The sequence below is a fragment of the Saccharothrix carnea genome, assembly GCF_003014735.1.
In the GTDB taxonomy this organism is placed as follows: Bacteria; Actinomycetota; Actinomycetes; order Mycobacteriales; family Pseudonocardiaceae; genus Actinosynnema; species Actinosynnema carneum.
Map to the genome: position 1 here is coordinate 521499 of NZ_PYAX01000007.1, position 19652 is coordinate 541150.

Genomic DNA, 19652 nt, shown 5'->3' on the forward strand with positions numbered 1-19652 from the left:
TCCGCCGCACACGTGGCGCAGCACGCCGCCGCCGCGCGCGACGACCGCAAGGTCTACAGCAAGCGCGGACGCCGCCTGCCGGGCGAGCAGTCCGTGCCGAGCTACACACCGTCGATCGCCGCGCGCAGCATCGACGGCCACCTGCTGCGCACCGGCCAGGAGGTCTACGCCTGGTACCGGCTCGCGCCGCAGCGCTGGTCGTTCCGGTCGGACTCGCAGCGGCAGGACCTGATCGCGGCGATCGCGGGCCAGTACGCCGAGCTGCAGGGCCGCTGGATGCACCTGCGCGTGACCAACCGGCCGTACCCGATCCGGATGTGGGCCGAGGCGCACGTGCACAACGCCGTGCGCCGGCTGCCGGACACGCCCGGCACGCTGAGCTTCGACGACTACATGGTCGGCGAGCAGCAGCAGCTGATGGGCCGGTCGATGGCCGAGAAGGAGGTCTACCTCGGCGTCCAGGTGCAGACCCGCAACATGATGGACCGCGCGGTCGAACGCGCCGCGCCCGTGCTGCGCAAGGTGTTCCCGGACGCGGTGGACGCCGAGCTGGTCGCGATCGAGTCCGAGATCGACCACCTCGACCAGGTGATCGGCTCCGCCGGCCTGGAAGGGCGCCCGGCCACGGCCGAGGAGATGTCCTGGCTGATGCACCGGTCGTGCTCGCTGGGCCTGCCCGCGCCGCGCAACCTGCCCGCCGTGCCGGGTGCGCCGTGGGAGCCGGAGGACCTGGCGTCGTTCACCGACGCGGCGGACTTCCACCAGGAGCCCTACTCGCCGACGGTGACGGTGCGTGGTCGCACGGGGTCGAACGCGGGCATCAAGCGGCACGTCGCCGTGCTCACCGTGGGCCTGATGCACGGCCTGCAGATCCCCGAGCAGGACGACCCGTGGGTGCAGCGGTCGGACCGGCTGCCCGCCGCCGTCGAGTGGTCGGCGCGGATCTACGTGCGGCGTCCCGAAGAGGTCTCCGGCGAGTTGCAGCGGCAGATGAGCAAGGTGCGCTCACAGGTCCGCCACTACACCGACGAGCACGAGCTGGACCCGCCGCAGTCGTTGGCGCGCCAGGCGTCGCGGGTGCTGGAGATCGACGACGAGATGACGTCGGGCTTCACCGCCCTGGGCACGCGGGTGCGCAGCTGGTGGCGCCTGGCGGTGTCCGGGCCGACCGAGCGCGAGGCGTTGCGGCTGGCCCAGGGCCTGCTCGACCTCTACAAGCCGAAGGTGGCCATCGAGCACCCCGAGGCGCAGTACGCGATCGCGCGGGAGTTCATCCCGGGCGAGCCGCTGTCGTCGTCGGCCTACCTGCGGCGCGGCTCGGTGCTGTGGGCGGCGTCCGCGGTGCCGACCGCGACGGCCGAGGTGGGTGACCGGCGCGGCATCCTGCTCGGCGAGACGGTGACCGCGACCCGCCGCCCGGTGGCGTGGGACCCGTGGATGGCGCAGGAGCTGCGCGACTCGTCCGGCCTGACCGCGATGGTCGCCGGGCTGGGCGCGGGCAAGTCGTTCCTCGGCGGCGGCATCGTCTACAAGACGTTGCGCGCCGGGGCGCACTGGACGCTGCTCGACCCGTCCGGCCCGCTGGCGGCGCTGTGCGAGCTGCCCGAGCTCAAGCCGTACGCCCGGCCGATCAACCTGCTCAACGCGCAGGCGGGCATCCTCAACCCGTACCGGGTGGTGGCCGAGCCGCAACTGGACCACTTCGTGGACGAGGAGGACCCGGAACGGGCGTGGCGGCGGGAACGCGCGCTGGCCGCGGCCACCCGGCGCCGCCTCGTGCTGGACGTGCTGTCGGGCCTGCTGCCGTTCGAGGTGGCCCGGTTGCCGCAGACCCGGATCGTGCTGCTGCGCGCGGTCCGCACGGTCGGCGGACGGCCCGACGCCCACCCCGGCATGGTGTTCGAGGCGCTGCGGCGTGATTCGAGCGAGCACCACGAGCACGCCGTCGTGGTCGCCGACTTCCTCGACGAGATGCGGGAGCGCATGTCGCTGCTCATCCCCGAGCAGGACGCGGACCCGTACAACGAGGTGCGCGACGACCGGTTGACCGTGCTGACCATGGCGGGGCTGAACCTGCCGAAGGACGGCGTCGGCCGCGAGCACTGGACGGACGCGGAAGCGCTCGGCGTGGAGATGCTCAACCTCGCCGCGTGGCTGACCCAGCGGTCGATCTACGAGCGGCCGAAGGACCTGCGCAAGGGCGTCTGGATCGACGAGGCGTTCTTCCTGTCCGAGGTGCCCACGGGCCGCGTGCTGATGAACCGCTTCGCCCGCGACTCCCGCAAGTGGAACGTCCGCGTGCTGCTGTCGTCCCAGATCCCGGCGGACTTCCTCAAGATCCAGGGTTTCGTGACGCTGCTCGACTCGGTGTTCGTCGGCCGGTTGGACGACGACCAGGCCCAGGCGGACGCGTTGCGCCTGCTCAAGGTGCCGATCGGGGCGGGCTACGAGCAGGTCGTGGCGTCACTGGGCCGTCGACCGGGAGGTGTCCGCACCAACCTCGAACGCGACCGCGCGCCGCGCCAGTTCATCTTCGGTGACGGCGCGGGTGGCGTGGAGCGCATCCGCATCGACTTCTCCGGGCCGCACCTGGAGCACCTGCGCAACGCCCTCGACACCACTCCGGACGCCCTGCGCGACGGCGCCGAGCCGACCGACGTCGAGGTCTCCTCCCCACCGCAGGACCCGTTCGCGTACGCCGAGCAGTACACCGACGAGTACGACGACGAGCTGGCCGCCGACCTCGAGGTCGGCCTGACCGACGAGCTGGTCGACTCGGCGCACGGCGAGGGAGGAAACCGCCGAACGGGCCGGGAAGGTCGCGCATGAGCGAGCTCGCGAGTGAATCGTTGAACACGGTGCTTTGTGCTCTTGCCACGCCGAGCCCTGGCGAGGTGTGTGCATGAGCACCCTCTTCTTGGTGGCGCTGGTCGCCGTCGCGCTCTATGCGCGACGGCGATTCAGACACGCTCAAGAGCACGCGGTGGCACACGGCCGACCGGCGCGCGCCCGCTGGCGCGCGATGGCCGTGGTGCTGGCGATCGTCGGCCTCCAGGTCGTCATCGGCGCCACGCCCGCCAGCGCCGCGCCGTGCGGTGAAGCGCCCAACCCCGAGCGGCCCGGCTCGGGCATGGTCGGCGCGATCGACCCGCCGATCGGCAACGGCCTGCCGGAGACGCCGTACCTGACCTACGGCTACGCGGGCATGGTCTGGCACACCTACCAGGAGAAGTGCCTGGTGCCCAACGCCACCCCGGTGCTGGACACCTGGATGGGCAACGAGCTGTTCAACGTCGGCAAGAACATCGTCGGCGCGACGAACGCCCTGCACTACACGGTCGTCGGCCAGGGTCTGCTGCAGCCGCTGGACGAGGCGGTCAAGACCGGCGTCCAGAAGGTCTACGACAACGTCTACCTGCGCTGGTTCGGCCTGGTCGCGCTGATCCTGGCGGTGCTGATGTTCCGCCAGATCTGGCAGGGCGACCTGGCGTCGATCAGCAAGCGCGGGCTGTGGGCGCTGGCCGCGATGTGGCTGGCGACGTCCACCCTGGCGCTGCCCCAGTTCTACAACTTCCTCGACAGCACGCTGGTCACCAAGACCTCGGAGATCCAAGCCGGGTTCATCGACGTGGACGCCGACCAGGACACCCTGGACAAGCTACCCACGGACCTGCACACGACCGTGGTCTACCAGAGCTGGCTGCGCGGCGAGTTCGGCGCGCCCGACGCGCCGCAGGCGAAGGACTTCGGGCCGAGGCTGCTGGGCGCGCAGGCGTGGACGGTGCAGGAACTCGCCGACCACAAGGACGGCGACCAGGCCGCGCTCGACGCCAAGAAGGCCGAGTACAAGAACATCTACGCGCAGCTCGGCCCGACCAAGGGCTACTTCAGCGGCGAGGACGGTGGCCGCACGGGCGCCGGGTTCCTGTCGCTGCTGCAGGCCGTCGCGTTCTCGCTGTTCCAGCTGTTCGCGAAGGCCGCGGTGCTGCTGGCCCAGCTGCTGCTGCGGGTGCTCACGCTGGCCGGCCCGCTCATCGGCCTGGTCGCGCTGATCCACCACGACCTGCTGCGCAAGGTCGCGCGTGCGGCGGCCGTGACCGTGTTCAACGTGCTGGTGCTGGCGGTGCTCGCGGGCACGCACGCGCTGCTGCTCCAGGCGATCTTCAGCGCGAGCGGGTTGACGCTGCTGACCAAGGCGCTGCTGGGCCTGATGCTCACCCTGGTCTGCTTCATGGTCGGCAAACCGCTGCGTCGGATGTGGCAGATGGTGGAGATGTCTGTCGGTTCGGCGAGCAATGCGCTGCCAATGCGCGGCGGGGTCCTGTCGAGGCTGCGGAAGAAGAAGGAAGGGCCTTCGCCGCAGGAGGAGTTCTGGGACACCGTGCGCGAAACGGACCCGGACGGGCCCGAGGTGCCGCAGCGGGACCGGCGGCGGGTGCGGCCCGAGGCGGCCAACCCCGTGGCGGCGACCGCGCAGCGGTTGGACCGGGCCGGGAACAGCGTCGGCGAGCTGGGTGTCGGCTCCACCGGCCGCAACGGTGCGGCGGCGTTGCCGTCCGGCGGGTTCGGCGGGCAGGCGGCGTTGCCGTCCGGGCGGTCCCGGGTGGTCGACGCGCCGCCCGTCGCCGACCGGAACTACGACCGGCTGGACGACGCGGTGCTGGTGCCGTCACGGGTGAACGGTCGGGTCGTGGACGCGCCCACCTCCGTGCCGGGGCCGCGGCGGGCCGAGACGGAGGTCGTGGCGGGACGGCAGGTCCACGTGATCTACCGGCCGTCACGCGGGCTTGAGGTCAGGGACAGCTGATGCCGATCCGCACCAATCGCGGCCGCGCGGCCGTGTACCGACGCCTGTGGGGCTGGCCGTTGCGCTCGCCCCGCCACCTGGTGGCCACGATCGTCGGCGTGGTCGTCCTGGTCACGACGATCAGCGTGGTCATCCCGAACGCGATCAAGCCGCGCGGCGGCAGCGGCACGGCGGGCGCCACGTCCACCACCACCAAGCCCGGTGGCGGCGGCAGCCAGATCGGCGTGCTGCCCACCGTCACGTCCACCCCGCTGCCGACCAAGGCGCCGAGCCCCACGGCCGCGCCCAGCTCGGCGCCGGTGAACCCCAACGCGCAGCTGGTCGCCGACATGTGGGTCGACGCGTTCGGCGCCTACCAGCCGGGCAAGACGACCAAGGAGCAGTGGCTGGCCGGGCTGGAGCCGCACACGTCGGACGAGAAGTTCCCCGCGCTGGAGTCGGTCGACCCGGCGAACGTGCCCGCGGTGGTCGACCAGCCGGTCAAGGCCATCAAGTCGTTCACCGATTCGGCGGAGTTCGAGGCGAAGCTCGAAGACGGCAGGCTGATCGTCACGGTGGCGAAGCTCCCCGAGGGCTGGGTCGTGACCGAGTGGACCAAGGTGGGGTGACATGCTCAAGATCGGACTGGTGGTCGTCGCGGTGGTGGCCGTGGTCGCCGTGACCGTGACCAACGGCGTGTCCACCGTGCTCAGCGAGAACACCCCTTCGGAGGAAGCCGCCGGGATCCGCATGGCGAGCTGCAACGCCTCGATCGGCCCGTGGGGCGGTGGCGGCGAGGAGAAGGGCCGCAAGGAAGCGGAACGGCTCACCGAGGAGCAGCGCACCACCGTCGCCAACATCATCTCCATCGGCCGCGAGCGCGAGCTGCCGCCGCTGGCCTGGCAGGTCGCGATCCAGGCGGGCATGACCGAGTCGGGGCTGCGCAGCCTGAACTACGGTGACCGGGACTCGCTCGGCATCTTCCAGATGCGCCCGTCGATGGGCTGGGGCACGCCGCAGCAGGTCACCGACCCGCACTACGCGATCAACAAGTTCTACGACGTGCTGCTCAAGCTGCCGGACTGGGAGGAGCAGCGGCCGGGTGACTCGGCCCAGGACGTGGAGCGGTCGGCGTTCCCCGACCGGTACCACAACTGGGAGGCCATGGCCGCGTTCCTGATCAGCAAGGAAGGCGACGTGAGCGACCCGGCGGGCTGCGGTGAGAGCGTCGGCGACTACCTGCTCGCGTCGAACGCGGCGGGCACCGCGATCGAGTTCACGAAGGAGCAGCTGGGCGAGCCGTACCTGTGGGGCGGCAACGGCCCGGACGCGTGGGACTGCTCGGGCATCCTGGTCAAGGCGTTCGCCAAGGCGGGCGTGAAGATCCCGCGGGTGGCGAACGACCAGTACATGTCCGGTGGCGCGTACCTGCCGGTGCGCGAGGCGAAGGCCGGTGACCTGATCTTCTGGGCCACCAACCCGGCCAACCCGGTCACCGTGCACCACGTGGCGATGTACCTGGGCAACGACGAGTACATCCACGCGCCGCAGACCGGTGACGTGGTGAAGATCAGCAAGGTCAACTGGGACTACCACGAGTTGATGCCGCTGGCCGTCCGGCCGGGCGTGTAGGGAGGCACGACGGTGTTCAACCACGAACCCATCCAGCGGCACGCCGGGCCGCCCGCGTCCAGCACCCCGACGCGGGACTACCTCAACACCCGGCCGCCGGGCACCGACCAGTCGTACGCGGTGCTGCCGCGGTCGCTGGTCGAGGCGATGCCGCTGCCGTGGCAGCAGCAGATGGCGCACCTGCTGGCCGATTTCCACCGCGCGTACGCGCACCTCAACTGGCCGGTGTACCGGGTCGTGCCGTCGCGGGTGGAACGGCTGGTCGACCTGGACGAGGACCAGCTGGCCGAGGTCGGCGCGATCGTCGAGATCGACTCGGACGGCGAGCTGGTCTACCGGGACCGCAGCGGCGCGCTGATCGACGACCCGGAGCACCGCACGGTGCTGGTGTCGGTGCTCGACCCGATCCCGGGCGAGTTCGCCAACGCCAACCAGAACACCCCGCCGCGCGGCTTCCCCCAGCCGCCGGTGGTGCCGCAGCCGACCTACCCGCAGTCGGGTCCGGTGCCCGTGCAGGCGCCCCAACCGCCCCAGTGGTGAACATGACATGCGCTCCGGCGCATGGAAACCTGGGGGCATGGCTTCTGACCCGAACGCTTGGTACTACTGCCTGACCCACCAGACGGTCGAGCGCGGTGTGGGCTGCCGGGGCGGGGACCGCATGGGTCCCTACCCGGACGAGGCCACCGCGCAGCGCGCGCTGGAGCTGGCACGGGAGCGGACGAAAGCCGAGGACAAGGCCGATAAGGAGTGGGGTAAGCGCTGAGGCCGGCTTAGGGTGCACCCCATGGTGATCCGCACCGGCCGAGCGGACCTGGACTTCGGCGGAATCCGGACCGAGTTCGGCCTGCCCGACGAGTTCCCGGCCGCCGCGCTGGCCGAGGCGCAGGCCGCGGTGTCGCGCGACGTCGGCCGGGACGACCGCGAGGACGCGACCGGGCTGCCGTTCGTGACCATCGACCCGCCCGGCGCGAAGGACCTGGACCAGGCGCTGCTGGTGCAGCGGGTCGGGTCCGGGTTCCGGGTGCACTACGCGATCGCCGACCTCGGCGCGTTCGTGGTGCCCGGCGGCGCGCTGGACACCGAGGTGCGCAAGCGCGGCCAGACGCTGTACCTGCCCGATGGCAACGTGCCGCTGCACCCGCCGGTGCTGTCCGAGGGCGCGGCGAGCCTGCTGCCCGGGCAGACGCGGCCGTCGGTGCTGTGGACGTTCGAGTGCGGCCCGGACGGCGAGCCGACCGAGGTGCGGGTGCGCCGGGCGATGGTGCGTTCGACGGCGCAGTTCGACTACGAGGGCGTGCAGGCGCAGTTCGACGCGGGCACGCCGCACCCGTCGATCGAGGCGCTGCCCGATTTCGGCCGGTTGCGGCGGGAACGCGCGGCCGAGCGCGGTGCGGTCGAGCTGCAGCTACCGGAGCAGGAGATCGTGCCGAACGGCGACGGCGACTGGAAGCTCGCGGTCCGGCCGCGGGCCGACGTGGACGCCTGGAACGCGGAGATCTCCCTGCTCACCGGCATGTCCGCGGCGAAGATCATGCTGGCCGCGAAGGTGGGTGTGCTGCGCACGCTGCCGGACGCGGACGACGGCGCGGTGGACGCGTTGCGGCGGTCCGCGCACGCGCTGGGCGTGCCGTGGCCGGACGGCGTGACACCGTCGCGGCTGCTCGCGGGCCTGGACCCGAGCCGGCCGGAGGCGTTGGCGCTGTTCGTGGACGCCACCAGGCTGCTGCGCGGCGCGGGCTACACGGCGTTCAACGGCGAGGTGCCCGCCGTCTCCACGCACGCGGGCCTGGCCGCGCCGTACACGCACGTGACCGCGCCGCTGCGCCGACTGGTGGACCGGTTCGCCACCGAGGTGTGCCTGGCCGTGACGGCGGGGCAGGACGTGCCCGAGTGGCTGACCAAGGCGTTGCCGCTGCTGCCGGGCCTGATGGGCGGTTCGGACGCGCTGGCGGGCAAGGTCGACCGGGCGTGCCTGGACCAGGTCGAGGCGTGGGTGCTGGCCGACCGGGTGGGCCAGTCGTTCGAGGCGGTCGTGCTGCGGGCGGACGCGAACGGCGCCGACGTCTTCGTCGCCCAACCGCCCGTGATGGGCCGCTGCACGGGCGAGGACCTGCCGGAGGGCGAGCGGATCGCGGTGCGCCTGGTGCAGGCCGACCCGGAGCGCCGGAAGGTTGTCTTCGAACGGCTGTGATCACGCACGCGATCGGCGGGCCCGCCCCGTTCGGCTGTGATGTGATGGCCGGGTGACTGAGATTCGTGAGCTCACCATCGGGGTGCTGGGCGGCACCGGAGCGCAGGGCAAGGGCTTGGCGCTGCGGTGGGCCAAGGCGGGTTTGAAGGTCGTCATCGGGTCTCGCAACGCCGACCGCGCCGAGGCCGCGGCCGAGGAGGTGCGGTCCCAGACCGGCGTCGGGCACGTCAGCGGCGCGGACAACGAGGGCTGCGCGACGCAGGCGGACGTGGTGCTGATCGCGGTGCCGTGGGACGGGCACGCGGACACCGTGGCGGCGTTGCGCGAACCGCTGCGCGGCAAGGTCGTGATCGACTGCGTGAACCCGCTCGGCTTCGACAAGCAGGGCCCGTTCGCGCTGCCCGTGCCGGAGGGCAGCGCCGCCCAGCAGGCCGCCGCGCTCCTGCCGGACTCCCGCGTCACGGCCGCGTTCCACCACGTGTCCGCGGTCAACCTGGCCGACCTGTCGATCGAGCGGGTCGACAACGACGTGCTCGTCCTCGGCGACGACCGCGAGGCCACCGACCTGGTCCGCGCGCTGGCCGAGACGATCCCCGGTTTCCGCGGCGTCTACGGCGGGCGGCTGCGCAACGCGCACCAGGTGGAGGCGTTCACCGCGAACCTCATCGCGATCAACCGGCGCTACAAGGCGCACGCCGGCCTCAAGATCACCGACATCTGATGCTGCCGGTCGACGACCTCGGCGAGCCGGTACCGGTGCCCGGCCCGCCGCGGCGCGTGGTCAGCCTGGTGCCGTCGCTCACCGAGGCCGTCGCGACCGTCGAGCAGACCGTGCTGATCGGTGCCACGGACTACTGCACGCACCCGCCGGGCCTGGACGTGACCCGGGTGGGTGGCTCGAAGTACCCGAAGGTGGACCGGGTGCTGGCGCTGCGACCGGATCTGGTGCTGGCCAACAGCGAGGAGAACCGGCCGGAGGACGTCGAACGGCTGCGCGCAGACGGCATCCCGGTGTGGGTCACCGCCGCGCCCGCCACCGTGCCCGCCGCGCTGGGCTCGCTGCGCCGCCTGCTCGGCACGGCGTGGGACGTGGAACCGGACTGGCTGGTCGAGGCCGAGCGGCTGTGGCGCGACGTGACGCCACCGTGGACGCGCGCGGTGGTCCCGGTGTGGCGCAAGCCGTGGGTGGTGCTGGGCCGCGACACGTTCGCCGGCGACGTGCTGCTGCGCCTCGGGGTGGTCAACGCCCTCGCCGACCACCCCGACCGCTACCCCCGCCCCGACCTGGCCGAACTGCGGGACGCCGAGATCGTCGTGCTGCCCGACGAGCCGTACCTGTTCACCCCGGACGACGGCCCGCAGTTCTTCCCGGGCCTGCGCCCGGTGCACGTCTCGGGCCGTGATCTGACCTGGTACGGCCCGTCGCTGGTGGCAGCCCGCGCGTCGCTCGAAGCGGCGCTCAGGCCCTGAACCGGTCCGTGGCGGCCAGCAGCGCGCGCAGGATGCCCGGCTCGTCGAACGCGTGCCCGCCGTCCGGCACGATCACCAGCTCCGAACCCGGCCACGCCCGGTGCAGGTCCCAGGCCGTGGTGGCGGGGGTCGCGAGGTCGTAGCGGCCCTGCACGATCACGCCGGGGATGCCCGCCAGCTTCCCCGCGTCACGCAGCAGCTGCCCCTCCTCCAACCACCCGGCGTGGCGGAAGTAGTAGTTCTCGATCCGGGCGAACGCCACCGCGTACCGGGGCTGCGCGAACGCCTCCACCAGCTCGGGCCGGGGCAGCAGGGTGACCGTCGACCCCTCCCACACGCTCCACGCCACCGCGGCCGGTTCGTGCACGGCGGGGTCGGGGTCGGCCAGCAGCCGCCCGTAGCTCTCGATCACGTCGGCGCCCTCCGGCACGCGTGCCACGACCTCGGCCCACAGCTCCGGGAACAGCGACCCCGCGCCGCCGCCGTAGTACCAGTCCAGTTCCTTGCGCCGCAACGTGAACACGCCCCGCAGCACCATCTCGGTGACGCGGTCCGGGTGGGTCTCGGCGTACGCCAGCGCCAACGTCGACCCCCACGACCCGCCGAACACCTGCCACCGGTCGACGCCGAGGTGCTCGCGGACCTTCTCCAGGTCGGCCACGAGGTGCCAGGTGGTGTTGGCCGACAGGTCCGCGCCGGGATCGGACGCGTGCGGCACCGACCGCCCGCAGCCGCGCTGGTCGATCAGCACGATCCGGTACGCGGCCGGGTCGAACAGCCTGCGGTGCACGGGCGAACAACCGCCACCGGGCCCGCCGTGCAGGAACACCACGGGCTTGCCGTAGGGGTTGCCGCACACCTCCCAGTAGACGCGGTAGCCGTCGCCGACGTCGAGCAGGCCCTGGTCGTACGGTTCGATCTCGGGGTACATGAGCACCACAATGCCCGAGAACCGGCCCGGTGTGGATCAACGCCGGACCGCGCCGACCCGAGGGGCCGACGCGGCGACGACGTTCACACGATCAGTGGAAGGTGTGCTCGGGGCCGGGGAACTGGTGGCCCTTCACCTCGGCCGCGAACTGCTCCGCCGCCGACTTCATCACGCCCGCCACGTCGGCGTACCGCTTCACGAACCGCGGCGCGCGACCCCGGCGCAGGCCCATCATGTCCTGCCACACGAGCACCTGGGCGTCGGTGTCCGGTCCCGCGCCGATGCCCACGGTCGGGATCCGCAGGTCGTGGGTGATCTGCTTGGCGACCTCGCTGGTCACCATCTCCAGCACCACCGCGAACGCGCCCGCGGCCTCGACGGCGTGCGCGTCCTCGACCACCGAGTCGAAGGCGTCGTTGCGCCCCTGCACCCGGTAGCCGCCGAGCTGGTGCTCGCTCTGCGGGGTGAAGCCGATGTGCGCCATGACCGGGATGCCCGCCCGCACGATGGCCTCGACGTGCGGTGCGAAGTGCTTCCCGCCTTCGAGCTTCACCGCGTGCGCGCGGCCTTCCTTCATGAACCGCACGGCCGTCGACACGGCCTGCTCCACCGACACCTGGTAGGAGCCGAACGGCAGGTCGGCCACGACCAGCGCCCGCTTCACCGACCGGGTCACGCCCCGGACCAGCGGGATCAGCTCGTCCACGGTCACCGGCAGCGACGTGTCGTAGCCGTAGACGTTGTTGGACGCGGAGTCGCCGACCAGCAGCACCGGGATGCCCGCCTCGTCGAACAGCTCCGCGGTGTACATGTCGTAGGCGGTGAGCATGGGCCACGGCTCGCCGCGTTCCTTCATCTCCCGCAGGTGGTGGATGCGCACCTTCTTGCCGGTGGGGGCGCTGCCCGCCCCGCTGCCGTAGGGCGCGGTTACCTCTGACGAGGTCATCGTCGACCGTCCTCCCTCGGGGCCTGCTCCATCGCGGGTCCCCGGGCCTTGTTGCACGGTTACCCGACCAGCGTGACACCGACACCGGGCGAATTGCGCGGAGTGCGAGACGCTTCACACGCCTCGCCCACCACCTCGCGAACACCGCCGATCGGGAGTACGGTGCCGCCTTCCCACCTCCGCGCGAGGCCCTTCCGGGGGCGCGACCGCTCGCCGGTTCGTCAGCCCCTCGCCGTGAGCAGCCCCGCCCGCGCCCGGACCTCCGCCGTGGCGGCGGCGAGGTCGGCCTGGTCGGTGATCGTGGTGTTGCCCTCGTAGGTGACGCCGTCCGGCACGGCGTCGCTGCCCACCGGGTCGGCGTCCCAGAAGTTGCCCCGGTAGGTGACGTGCTCCAACGGCGGGTAGACGTGCAGGACCGAGGTGTTGTCCGCGCGGACGACCACGTTGCCCTCGACCTCCACCCACGTGGCCCCGTAGTCGGTGTAGAGGCCGAAGTTGTACGGCGTGCGGGTGTCCTCGATCACGTTCCCGCTGATCACGGCCCCGTGCCCGGCCGAGCCCTGCGGGCCGGACAGGTACACGCCGCCGCCGTCGGCCAGCACACCCATGGTCCGGGTCACGAGGTTGCGCGTGACCCGGGTGCCGCCGCGCGCCGGACCGGCCACGATGCCGTTGTGCGGCACGTCGTGCACGTGGTTGTGCGTGACGACGCAGTCCTCGGTGTCCAGGAACGTGATCCCGGCCGAACCGGAGTGGTCCAGCCCGACGTGCCGGACCAGGTTGTCCTCCACCAACGCCTTCCGCGTGCCCGTGACGGCGATGGCGGACGCGGCGAGGGCGTCGAAGTCGCAGCCGCGCACCACGAGGTCCGCGCCGCCGGTCGCGCCGAGCCCGGTCGCGCCCAGCCTGGTGAACCGGCAGCCCTCGAACCGCACCCCGGTCGTGCCGTCCAGCCGCACGCAGGCCGGGATCTGCTCCGTCTCCTCCGGCACGGTCAGCCACGCGCCCTCGGCGGGCTCGACCTTCCCGATCCGGCCACCGTCGTAGTAGCCGTTCGAGTGGTAGTGCAGGAATCCCCGGTCGCTGCCCGGCCGCAGCCACGTCGTGTCGGCGAACACCACGCCCCGGAACGTCACGTCCCGGACGCCGGTGGCCCGCACCAGCACCTCCAGCACGGGCGCGACGACGTGCGGCTCCTCGTCCGGGAGGGGCAGGTAGTGCAGGACGTGCCGCCCGGGCCGCGAGCGGTCCAGCGCGAACGTGCCCCCGGTCAGGAACGCCGGGTCGTTCTCCACCCTGGTCGGCGCCGGCGGACCCGACATGGTCTGGCCGAACCACTCGGAGTTGTAGACGTCCACGGCCCAGCCGAACGCGGGCTGCGCCATCGTGATCTCGCCGTCCGGCCTGACGGACGCGACCGCCGTGCGCGCCTCCGTCCACGGGTAGACGCCCCGGTGCACGAACTCGACGCCGGACGTGTTGCGCCAGTTCAGCGGGGCGTCCGTGGCGTAACCGGTGGGCGTGCGGCGGACCGTGCCGGGCAGCCCGTCCACACCGGCCCGCTCGACCCGCCGCCCGTTCACCACGAGGTGACGGGTGACCAGGTCGCCGACCTCGGCCACCCACACGCCGTCCGGACCCCGCCGCCCGGCGACCTCACGCCCGCCGCTGACGACGACGTCCTCGCGTGCGTCGGTGCCGTAGCCGAACGCCTGGTAGACGACCTGGGAGTCTTCCTCGGTGAGCTCGAACGGCTCGGTGAGCACGTGCGTGCCCGCCCTGAGGTGCACGGTGACGTCACCGCCCACCTCCCGGGCGGCCCGTCGTGCGCGCTCCAGGGTGCGGAACGGGTGGTCGGCCGTGCCGGCGGCGGAGTCGTCCCCGGCCGGGGAGACGTGGAAATCGGTCATGTGCAGCCCCCAAGGTTGTTTATGCCGTAAACCGCAAGAGGTATACCATGGAGGCGTGATGGGCGAAACAGGCGATCCCGACCGCTCGGTCGAGTTGCTGTGGGACGGGCGGGGAGGGCTGAGCCTGGAGGCGATCGTGGGCGCGGCGGTCGAGGTGGCCGACGCGGAGGGCCTGTCCGGGCTGTCCATGCGCAAGGTCGCCGAACGGCTCGGCTTCACCACCATGTCGCTGTACCGGCACGTGCTCGGCCGCGACCACCTGGTCGACCTGATGCGTGACGCGGTGCACGGCGACCCGCCCGAGGTGACGGGCGGCGGCTGGCGTGCGGACCTGGAGGCGTTCGCCCGGCACGCCTGGGAGCTGCGCAAACGCCACCCCTGGCTGGCCGAGGTGCCCGCCCGGTCCGTGCCCGGCCCCAACGCCCTGGCCCACTACGAGCACGCGTTGGGCGTCCTCGCCGACACCGGGCTGGAGCCGGCCGAGGTGGTCGCGGCGGTCGGGCTGGTCGGCCGGTTGGTGGACGCCGAGGCGTCCGCGCTGGTCGAGGCCGCGCGGGCGGAACGCGGCACGGGGGTCAGCGATGAGGAGTGGTGGGGCGCGCGGGACACGCTGTTCGCCCACTTCGACCGCTACCCGGTCCTGACCCGGCTGTGGGAGACCGGTGGCTTCGACCAGCCGGACTCGTTCGGGTTCGGGCTGGCGCGGGTGCTCGACGGTATCGAGCTGTTGATCGGTCGGCGTGATGTAAAGCGTGATGAAACTTGTCAGATGTGTGGCAAACCAGTGGTGCGTGCCGCGTCCGGGCGGCCCCGCGCGTACTGCTCGCGGGCGTGCCAGCAACGCGCCTACCGCAACCGCCGCTCGACGTGAGCCGCCCACCGCGACCGGTGGGCGGCTCGGCCGTCCTCAGACCTGCACGGTCGGCAGCACGATCAGCTGCCGCAGGTTCACCTGCTTGGGCCGGCTGGTGGCGAAACCGACCACGTCACCGATGTCGGCCGGGTTCAGCGGCGGCACGTCCTCCCGCCACTGCGCCAGGTGCGCCGACACCTCCGGGTTGTCGATGTGGTCGGGCAGTTCGCTGTGCACCAGGCCGGGCTCGATGTTGGTCACCCGCACGCCCTTCGGGCCCAGCTCCGTGCGCAGGTTCGCGGACAGGTGGGTGACGGCGGCCTTCGTGGCGGTGTAGACGGCGTAGTTGGGGAAGGTCAGGTGCGCGGCGATGGACGAGATGTTCACCAGGTCGGCGGTGCCCGTCGCACCCGCCTCGACCAGGTCGGCGGTGAACGCCTTGGTCACGTTCAGCAGGCCCTTGAGGTTGGTGTCGATCATCCGGTCCCACTCGTCGTCCCGACCCGCGTCGATCGGGTTGGCGAGCATCACGCCGGCGTTGTTCACCACGAGGTCGACCCGTCCGAAGGCGGTGTGGACGGTCTCGACGGCCTCGGTGAGGTCACCGGTCACGTCGGCGGCCACGGCGAGCGCCCGCCCACCCTCGGCGGTGATCTTGTCGGCCAGCTCGGTGAGCCGGTCCGCCCTGCGGGCCAGCAGCGCGACCTTCGCCCCGGACCGGGCGAGGACGAGCGCGATCTCGGCGCCGATACCGCTCGCGGCACCGGTGACAACGGCAGTGCGGTTGTTCAGGTCGTAGCTCATGACGACAACATTGGACCTGGTCAGCGCCGGTACCAGAGGCTCTGGTCAGCCTGTGGAGCGCCGTTCCCTAGGACTGCCGGTACCCAGGCTCGGCCCGCCGATCGCGGCCATACTGGACCGGTGAACCACGACCTCGGCGAATTCCTGCGCAGCCGCCGGGCCCGCGTCCGGCCCGACGACGTGGGCCTGCCCGGCGGCGGTCGGCGGCGCGTCCCGGGCCTGCGGCGTGAGGAACTGGCGTTGCTGGCCGGCGTGAGCGTGGACTACTACATGCGCCTTGAGCAGGGTCGCACCCCGGCGGTCTCGGACTCGGTGCTCGACGCCGTCGCCCGCGTGCTGCGGCTGGACGAGACCGAACGCGCCCACCTGCGCAACCTGGTCCGTCCCGCGCCGTCGAAGCGCCCCGCGCCCCAACGCGTCCGCCCGGGCCTGCGCCGCCTGCTCGACATGGTGGTCGACGTGCCCGCGTTCGTGATGGGCCGCCGCACGGACATCCTGGCGTGGAACCCGCTCGCCGGGGCGCTGTACGGCTTCGACGACCTGCCGGCGGAGGACCTGAACTCCGCCAGGCACACGTTCCTGCTCCCGCAATCCCGCGCGTTCTACCGTGACTGGCCCACGGTCGCGGCCGACATGGTGGCGTTCCTCCGGCTCGACGCGGGCCGCTACCCGGACGACGCGAGGCTGGCGGCACTGGTGGGCGAACTGTCGATGAAGGACGACACGTTCCGCAAGCTGTGGGCACAGCACAAGGTCCTCGAGAAGACCCACGGCACCAAGCTCATCCAGCACCCGGTGGTCGGCGACCTGGACCTCGACTACGAGACCCTGCAACCGACCGGCGACCCGGACATCGTCCTCGCCGTCTACACCGCCAAGGTCGGCTCACCGACCGAGGAACGCCTCAAACTCCTGGCGAGCTGGTCCGCAGCCCCTTCAGGAACGCCCTCAGAGCAGCAGGCCTGACCTCCAACACCGGCCCGTCCACGTTCTTCGAGTCGCGCACGGCATCGAGCCCGGCTCGCAGTTCGACGCAGCTGCCGCCGCTGTTCCCGCTGTAGCTGCTCTTCCGCCACGTCATGGATCAACGCTATCAAGCAGATCCGCCACCGAGACCGCCAGCAGCTCCTGAAAAACGGCTTCGTAGTGGGAGATCCGGCTCTCCTCGTCGACGAACAGCCCATCCGTCAACGTCTCCACGTACACCATCTTCCGCAGCTCGCCCGGCGGCGTGAGGATCTCGAACGGGAAGTAGAGCGCGCTGGTCAGACCAACACCGTCCGGGATGACCCGGATCGTCACTTGCGGCAGCCCGGACAGCTTCTTGAGGTGCCTCAACTGCTCGAAGCGCGTTTCCGGCGACCCGACCGGCGCCCGGAGCACCGACTGCCTGATCACCAGCGTGTAGTCCGGCGGATTCGGCCCGGTCAACCGCGCTTGCCGGGCCATCCTCGCCTGCACCAGGCTTTCCACCTCGTTCGGCCGCAGCGCGGGGTTCGTCTCGATCACCGCTCGCGCGTATGCCTCGGTCTGCGCCAAGCCGTGCAGCAAATCCGGCCGGTACGCTTCGATGCTCCGCGCGGTCTCCTCGGTGTTGAAGTACTTGCGCAGCCGATCCGGGATGGCCGCGCCCCACGGCGTCTTCGGCCGGCGCTTGCGCGCCTCCTCCCCGAGGTGGATGAGGTCGGCCCGCTCGTCGTCCCGCACACCGAGAAGGTCGAGCAGGGCCACCAGTTCCAGCGGCGCTATCGAGTGATCACCACGCAGGATCTTGCCCACCTTCGACTCCGAGCAAGCCAACGTCGCCTGGAGGGCGGCCTTCGTGACGCCCGTGCGCTGCATCAGTTCGCGCAGACGCTGGGCGAGGCCGACTCGGTAGTCGACCGGGCTCCGGTCGCTGCTGGTCATGGGTCTCCTCAGTTGATCGCCGACAGTCTGCCCGAGCCACTCCGGACCATTGGTCACCCGATCAGGTGTCTGGTCAACTCGACCGGTCGGGTTTACCGTTCCGCCTATGACTGGAGAAGATCGTGAGCAGGTGGCGGCGGAGGCTCCGCGTCTGTTCGCCGTGGTGGAGCACGACCCCGAGTTCCAGGTGGTGGCGTGGGGTCTGGAGTTCGAAGGCGGCGCCCAAGTGGTGTCGGAGGACGGAAGCCTGCGGATGGGCCTGCAAGGTCCCGAGAGCTGCCTGCACCTGTTCAAGGGGTCCGAGCTGCTGTGGATCTGAGCCGACAAAAACTCTTGTCAAGACAAACTGCATTGTCCTAGGCTCAGGGCATGTCCTTCCAGGCGTACCTCGACACCATCGAACGCAAGACCGGCAAGACCCCGGCCGAACTGCTGTCCGAGGCAGGCGACCGCGGCTACGACGCGACCACCAAGGCGGGCGTCGTCCTCCAGTGGCTGAAGGACGACTACGACCTGGGTCGCGGTCACGGCATGGCGCTCTACCACGTGCTCAAGAACGGCACCACGATCAACGACAAGCACGTCGGCAGCACCGGCAGCCACCGGGACGACTCCGCGACCCTGCGGATCGACGGCCTCGCCAACCGCTGATCAGGAGCAGCGCGTCCCCTCGCGCGGCAGCTCCAGCGAGATCAGGTACGCGTGCCCGGCCTCGTCCACGCAGTCGTTGCCGTGGAAGTAGACGGTGTGCTGGTTGCCCTCGAACGTCAGCAGCCCGCCGCCCAGCTCCTTCGCCAGGCTGACCCCGGCCTCGTACGGCGTGGCGGGGTCACCGGTCGTCGAGATCACCAGCACGGGCGGCAGGCCGGACACCGGCTTGTGCTCCTGCACGCTCGGCGGCACAGGCCAGAACGCGCACGCGTCCAGCGCGGCGCCCGGCGGCTGGCCGTCGTCCAGGAACGGCGCCGCCGCCTTGTACCGCCGCGCCACGTCGTTCAGCACGTTCTTGTCCGTCACGCGCGGCTCGTCCACGCACTTCACCGCCACGAACGCGTCGGTGATCGTGGAGTACCGGCCTTCCTTGTCGCGGTCGAAGTAGTTGTCCGCCAACAGCAGCAGCACCTCACCGCGGTTGTTCTTCAGCTCCGTCAACCCGGAGTTCAGCGGCGCCCACAGCTCCTCCGAGTACATCGCCTGGATCGCGCCGGTGATCGCGTCGTTGTACGACAGCTTCCGCTCGCCCACCGCCACCGGCCGCTGCACCAGCGGCAGGGTCAGGTCCCGGAACGCCTGGTTGGCCTTCGACGGGTCGTTGCCCAACGCGCAGTCCTGCCGCGTCGCGCACCACGCGGCGAACGCGTCGAACGCCTTCTGGAACCCGGCGCCCTGCGCGATCAGCGACTCCACCTGGTTCTGCGTGGGGTCGACCGCGCCGTCCAGCACGAGCGCCCGCACGTTGCCCGGGAACGCCTGCGCGTAGGCCGCGCCGATGTGCGTCCCGTACGAGAAGCCCAGGTAGGTCAGCTTCTCGTCGCCGAGCGCGGACCGCATGACGTCCAGGTCGCGCACGACGTCACGGGTGCCCACGTTGGCCAGCACGTCGACGCCGGTCACGGACGCGCACTTGTCCGCGTACGCCTTGTTCTCCGCCTCGGTCTCCGCCAGGCCCGCCGGTGACGTGTCGATGTCGGTGTCGAGCCGGTCGGCGTCGCGCTCGGCGTCGGTCAGGCACTTGATCTGCGGTTCGCTCGCCCCGATGCCGCGCGGGTCGAACCCGATCAGGTCGAATCGTTCACCCACCGGTGACGACTTGACCTGCGCGCCCATCCCCGCCGCCGCGGCCATGCCGGACGCGCCCGGACCACCCGGGTTGATGATCAGCGACCCGATCCGGTCGCCGGTCGCGCGCTGCCGCAGCAACCCGACCTTGATCGTGCGGCCCTCCGGTTCGGTGTAGTCGAGGGGCACCTCCAGGCGGGCGCACTCGATCGACTTCTTGTTCTTGAACAGCGACGTCGTCGTCCCGGTCGTCGCGTACGGCGCGCAGTCCTCCCAGCCCAGCTGCTGGCCGTAGAACCGCTCCAACCCGCCGGGCACGGCACCCGCCGGCCCTCTCTGCTCCAACGCGGTCCCGGCGGTGGGCGAGCCGGGCAGCACGCTCGTGCACGAGGCGAGGAGCGGGAGGGCGAGGAACAGCATCATCCGACGGCGCACATCC

General features: G+C 71.4%; 20 protein-coding genes. 13 read left to right on the forward strand and 7 right to left on the reverse strand.

Features of this window, described 5'->3' with window-relative positions; all coding sequences use genetic code 11:
* The first annotated feature begins 12 nt into the window (after nt 1–12).
* From B0I31_RS23515 to B0I31_RS23555, 9 genes are all read left to right on the forward strand, one after another.
* Complete coding sequence (locus B0I31_RS23515) at nt 13–2829, forward strand: ATP-binding protein (RefSeq protein WP_245950276.1); 2817 nt, start codon at nt 13–15, stop codon at nt 2827–2829.
* 73 nt (nt 2830–2902) lie between these two features.
* Nucleotides 2903–4807 carry a hypothetical protein gene (locus tag B0I31_RS23520; protein ID WP_106617494.1) on the forward strand — a complete coding sequence of 635 codons (1905 nt, stop codon included), beginning with the start codon at nt 2903–2905 and terminating at the stop codon, nt 4805–4807.
* The gene (locus tag B0I31_RS23525; RefSeq protein ID WP_106617495.1) at nt 4807–5415 is read left to right on the forward strand and encodes a hypothetical protein; all 609 of its coding nucleotides are present in this window, start codon (nt 4807–4809) and stop codon (nt 5413–5415) included. Before B0I31_RS23520 ends, B0I31_RS23525 begins: the two co-directional genes overlap by 1 nt.
* 1 nt (nt 5416) lies before the next feature.
* Complete coding sequence (locus B0I31_RS23530; protein WP_106617496.1) at nt 5417–6418, forward strand: C40 family peptidase; 1002 nt, start codon at nt 5417–5419, stop codon at nt 6416–6418.
* Nucleotides 6419–6430: 12 nt separating this feature from the next.
* Nucleotides 6431–6958: a hypothetical protein gene (locus B0I31_RS23535; RefSeq protein WP_106617497.1), complete on the forward strand. Its 528-nt coding sequence runs from the start codon at nt 6431–6433 to the stop codon at nt 6956–6958.
* A 37-nt stretch (nt 6959–6995) separates the two neighbouring features.
* Nucleotides 6996–7184, forward strand: a complete 189-nt coding sequence (locus B0I31_RS23540) for a hypothetical protein (RefSeq protein WP_245950279.1) — start codon at nt 6996–6998, stop codon at nt 7182–7184.
* Nucleotides 7185–7205: 21 nt separating this feature from the next.
* Nucleotides 7206–8612 (forward strand): RNB domain-containing ribonuclease, encoded by a 1407-nt coding sequence (locus B0I31_RS23545; RefSeq protein ID WP_106617499.1) that lies wholly within the window; start codon nt 7206–7208, stop codon nt 8610–8612.
* A gap of 52 nt (nt 8613–8664) precedes the next feature.
* On the forward strand, nt 8665–9333 hold the full coding sequence (gene npdG / locus B0I31_RS23550) for an NADPH-dependent F420 reductase (RefSeq protein ID WP_106617500.1): 669 nt from the start codon (nt 8665–8667) through the stop codon (nt 9331–9333).
* Nucleotides 9333–10082 (forward strand): helical backbone metal receptor, encoded by a 750-nt coding sequence (locus B0I31_RS23555; protein WP_106617501.1) that lies wholly within the window; start codon nt 9333–9335, stop codon nt 10080–10082. The genes npdG and B0I31_RS23555 overlap by 1 nt, the downstream gene beginning before the upstream one ends.
* Here the strand turns inward: B0I31_RS23555 and pip are convergent.
* The 3 genes from pip to B0I31_RS23570 all read right to left on the reverse strand — a co-directional run bounded on the left by pip (nt 10072) and on the right by B0I31_RS23570 (nt 13869).
* Entirely contained in the window at nt 10072–11013 is a 942-nt protein-coding gene (pip, locus tag B0I31_RS23560; protein WP_219910761.1) for a prolyl aminopeptidase, read from the reverse strand. The two genes, B0I31_RS23555 and pip, sit on opposite strands and share 11 nt — an antisense overlap.
* Nucleotides 11014–11104: 91 nt before the next feature.
* Nucleotides 11105–11959, reverse strand: coding sequence for a 3-methyl-2-oxobutanoate hydroxymethyltransferase (gene panB, locus B0I31_RS23565; protein ID WP_106617503.1), 855 nt, complete (start codon nt 11957–11959; stop codon nt 11105–11107).
* A gap of 221 nt (nt 11960–12180) precedes the next feature.
* Nucleotides 12181–13869: a right-handed parallel beta-helix repeat-containing protein gene (locus B0I31_RS23570; protein ID WP_106617504.1), complete on the reverse strand. Its 1689-nt coding sequence runs from the start codon at nt 13867–13869 to the stop codon at nt 12181–12183.
* 58 nt (nt 13870–13927) lie between these two features.
* On the opposite strand from B0I31_RS23570, the gene B0I31_RS23575 reads away from it, so the two are divergent.
* Nucleotides 13928–14740: a TetR/AcrR family transcriptional regulator gene (locus tag B0I31_RS23575; RefSeq protein ID WP_106617505.1), complete on the forward strand. Its 813-nt coding sequence runs from the start codon at nt 13928–13930 to the stop codon at nt 14738–14740.
* Nucleotides 14741–14776: 36 nt separating this feature from the next.
* Here B0I31_RS23575 and B0I31_RS23580 read toward each other — a convergent pair whose 3' ends face one another.
* Nucleotides 14777–15526, reverse strand: coding sequence for an SDR family oxidoreductase (locus B0I31_RS23580; RefSeq protein ID WP_106617506.1), 750 nt, complete (start codon nt 15524–15526; stop codon nt 14777–14779).
* A gap of 120 nt (nt 15527–15646) precedes the next feature.
* Between B0I31_RS23580 and B0I31_RS23585 the strand changes: the two genes are divergently transcribed.
* Nucleotides 15647–16492 carry a helix-turn-helix transcriptional regulator gene (locus B0I31_RS23585; protein ID WP_106617507.1) on the forward strand — a complete coding sequence of 282 codons (846 nt, stop codon included), beginning with the start codon at nt 15647–15649 and terminating at the stop codon, nt 16490–16492.
* Here the strand turns inward: B0I31_RS23585 and B0I31_RS23590 are convergent.
* Both B0I31_RS23590 and B0I31_RS23595 read right to left on the reverse strand, forming a co-directional pair.
* The gene (locus tag B0I31_RS23590; RefSeq protein ID WP_106617508.1) at nt 16431–16607 is read right to left on the reverse strand and encodes a DUF397 domain-containing protein; all 177 of its coding nucleotides are present in this window, start codon (nt 16605–16607) and stop codon (nt 16431–16433) included. The two genes, B0I31_RS23585 and B0I31_RS23590, sit on opposite strands and share 62 nt — an antisense overlap.
* Nucleotides 16604–17434, reverse strand: coding sequence for a helix-turn-helix domain-containing protein (locus B0I31_RS23595; protein WP_106617509.1), 831 nt, complete (start codon nt 17432–17434; stop codon nt 16604–16606). Before B0I31_RS23595 ends, B0I31_RS23590 begins: the two co-directional genes overlap by 4 nt.
* Nucleotides 17435–17540: 106 nt before the next feature.
* Between B0I31_RS23595 and B0I31_RS23600 the strand changes: the two genes are divergently transcribed.
* Nucleotides 17541–17753, forward strand: coding sequence for a hypothetical protein (locus B0I31_RS23600; RefSeq protein ID WP_106617510.1), 213 nt, complete (start codon nt 17541–17543; stop codon nt 17751–17753).
* 50 nt (nt 17754–17803) lie between these two features.
* Nucleotides 17804–18085: a DUF4287 domain-containing protein gene (locus B0I31_RS23605; RefSeq protein WP_106617511.1), complete on the forward strand. Its 282-nt coding sequence runs from the start codon at nt 17804–17806 to the stop codon at nt 18083–18085.
* Here B0I31_RS23605 and B0I31_RS23610 read toward each other — a convergent pair whose 3' ends face one another.
* Entirely contained in the window at nt 18086–19633 is a 1548-nt protein-coding gene (locus B0I31_RS23610; protein WP_106617579.1) for an alpha/beta hydrolase, read from the reverse strand. It lies immediately after the preceding gene.
* Between the last annotated feature and the right edge of the window lie 19 nt (nt 19634–19652).

Excerpts from the sequence above, each read along its gene's own strand:
- B0I31_RS23520 (WP_106617494.1), top strand. The coding sequence starts at position 2,903 with ATGAGCACCCTCTTCTTGGTGGCGCTGGTCGCCGTCGCGCTCTATGCG.
- B0I31_RS23525 (WP_106617495.1), top strand. The coding sequence starts at position 4,807 with ATGCCGATCCGCACCAATCGCGGCCGCGCGGCCGTGTACCGACGCCTG.
- B0I31_RS23530 (WP_106617496.1), top strand. The coding sequence starts at position 5,417 with ATGCTCAAGATCGGACTGGTGGTCGTCGCGGTGGTGGCCGTGGTCGCC.
- B0I31_RS23540 (WP_245950279.1), top strand. The coding sequence starts at position 6,996 with ATGGCTTCTGACCCGAACGCTTGGTACTACTGCCTGACCCACCAGACG.
- B0I31_RS23545 (WP_106617499.1), top strand. The coding sequence starts at position 7,206 with ATGGTGATCCGCACCGGCCGAGCGGACCTGGACTTCGGCGGAATCCGG.
- B0I31_RS23555 (WP_106617501.1), top strand. The coding sequence starts at position 9,333 with ATGCTGCCGGTCGACGACCTCGGCGAGCCGGTACCGGTGCCCGGCCCG.
- pip (WP_219910761.1), bottom strand. The coding sequence starts at position 11,013 with ATGTACCCCGAGATCGAACCGTACGACCAGGGCCTGCTCGACGTCGGC.
- panB (WP_106617503.1), bottom strand. The coding sequence starts at position 11,959 with ATGACCTCGTCAGAGGTAACCGCGCCCTACGGCAGCGGGGCGGGCAGC.
- B0I31_RS23570 (WP_106617504.1), bottom strand. The coding sequence starts at position 13,869 with ATGACCGATTTCCACGTCTCCCCGGCCGGGGACGACTCCGCCGCCGGC.
- B0I31_RS23575 (WP_106617505.1), top strand. The coding sequence starts at position 13,928 with ATGGGCGAAACAGGCGATCCCGACCGCTCGGTCGAGTTGCTGTGGGAC.
- B0I31_RS23580 (WP_106617506.1), bottom strand. The coding sequence starts at position 15,526 with ATGAGCTACGACCTGAACAACCGCACTGCCGTTGTCACCGGTGCCGCG.
- B0I31_RS23590 (WP_106617508.1), bottom strand. The coding sequence starts at position 16,607 with ATGACGTGGCGGAAGAGCAGCTACAGCGGGAACAGCGGCGGCAGCTGC.
- B0I31_RS23595 (WP_106617509.1), bottom strand. The coding sequence starts at position 17,434 with ATGACCAGCAGCGACCGGAGCCCGGTCGACTACCGAGTCGGCCTCGCC.
- B0I31_RS23600 (WP_106617510.1), top strand. The coding sequence starts at position 17,541 with ATGACTGGAGAAGATCGTGAGCAGGTGGCGGCGGAGGCTCCGCGTCTG.
- B0I31_RS23605 (WP_106617511.1), top strand. The coding sequence starts at position 17,804 with ATGTCCTTCCAGGCGTACCTCGACACCATCGAACGCAAGACCGGCAAG.
- B0I31_RS23610 (WP_106617579.1), bottom strand. The coding sequence starts at position 19,633 with ATGCTGTTCCTCGCCCTCCCGCTCCTCGCCTCGTGCACGAGCGTGCTG.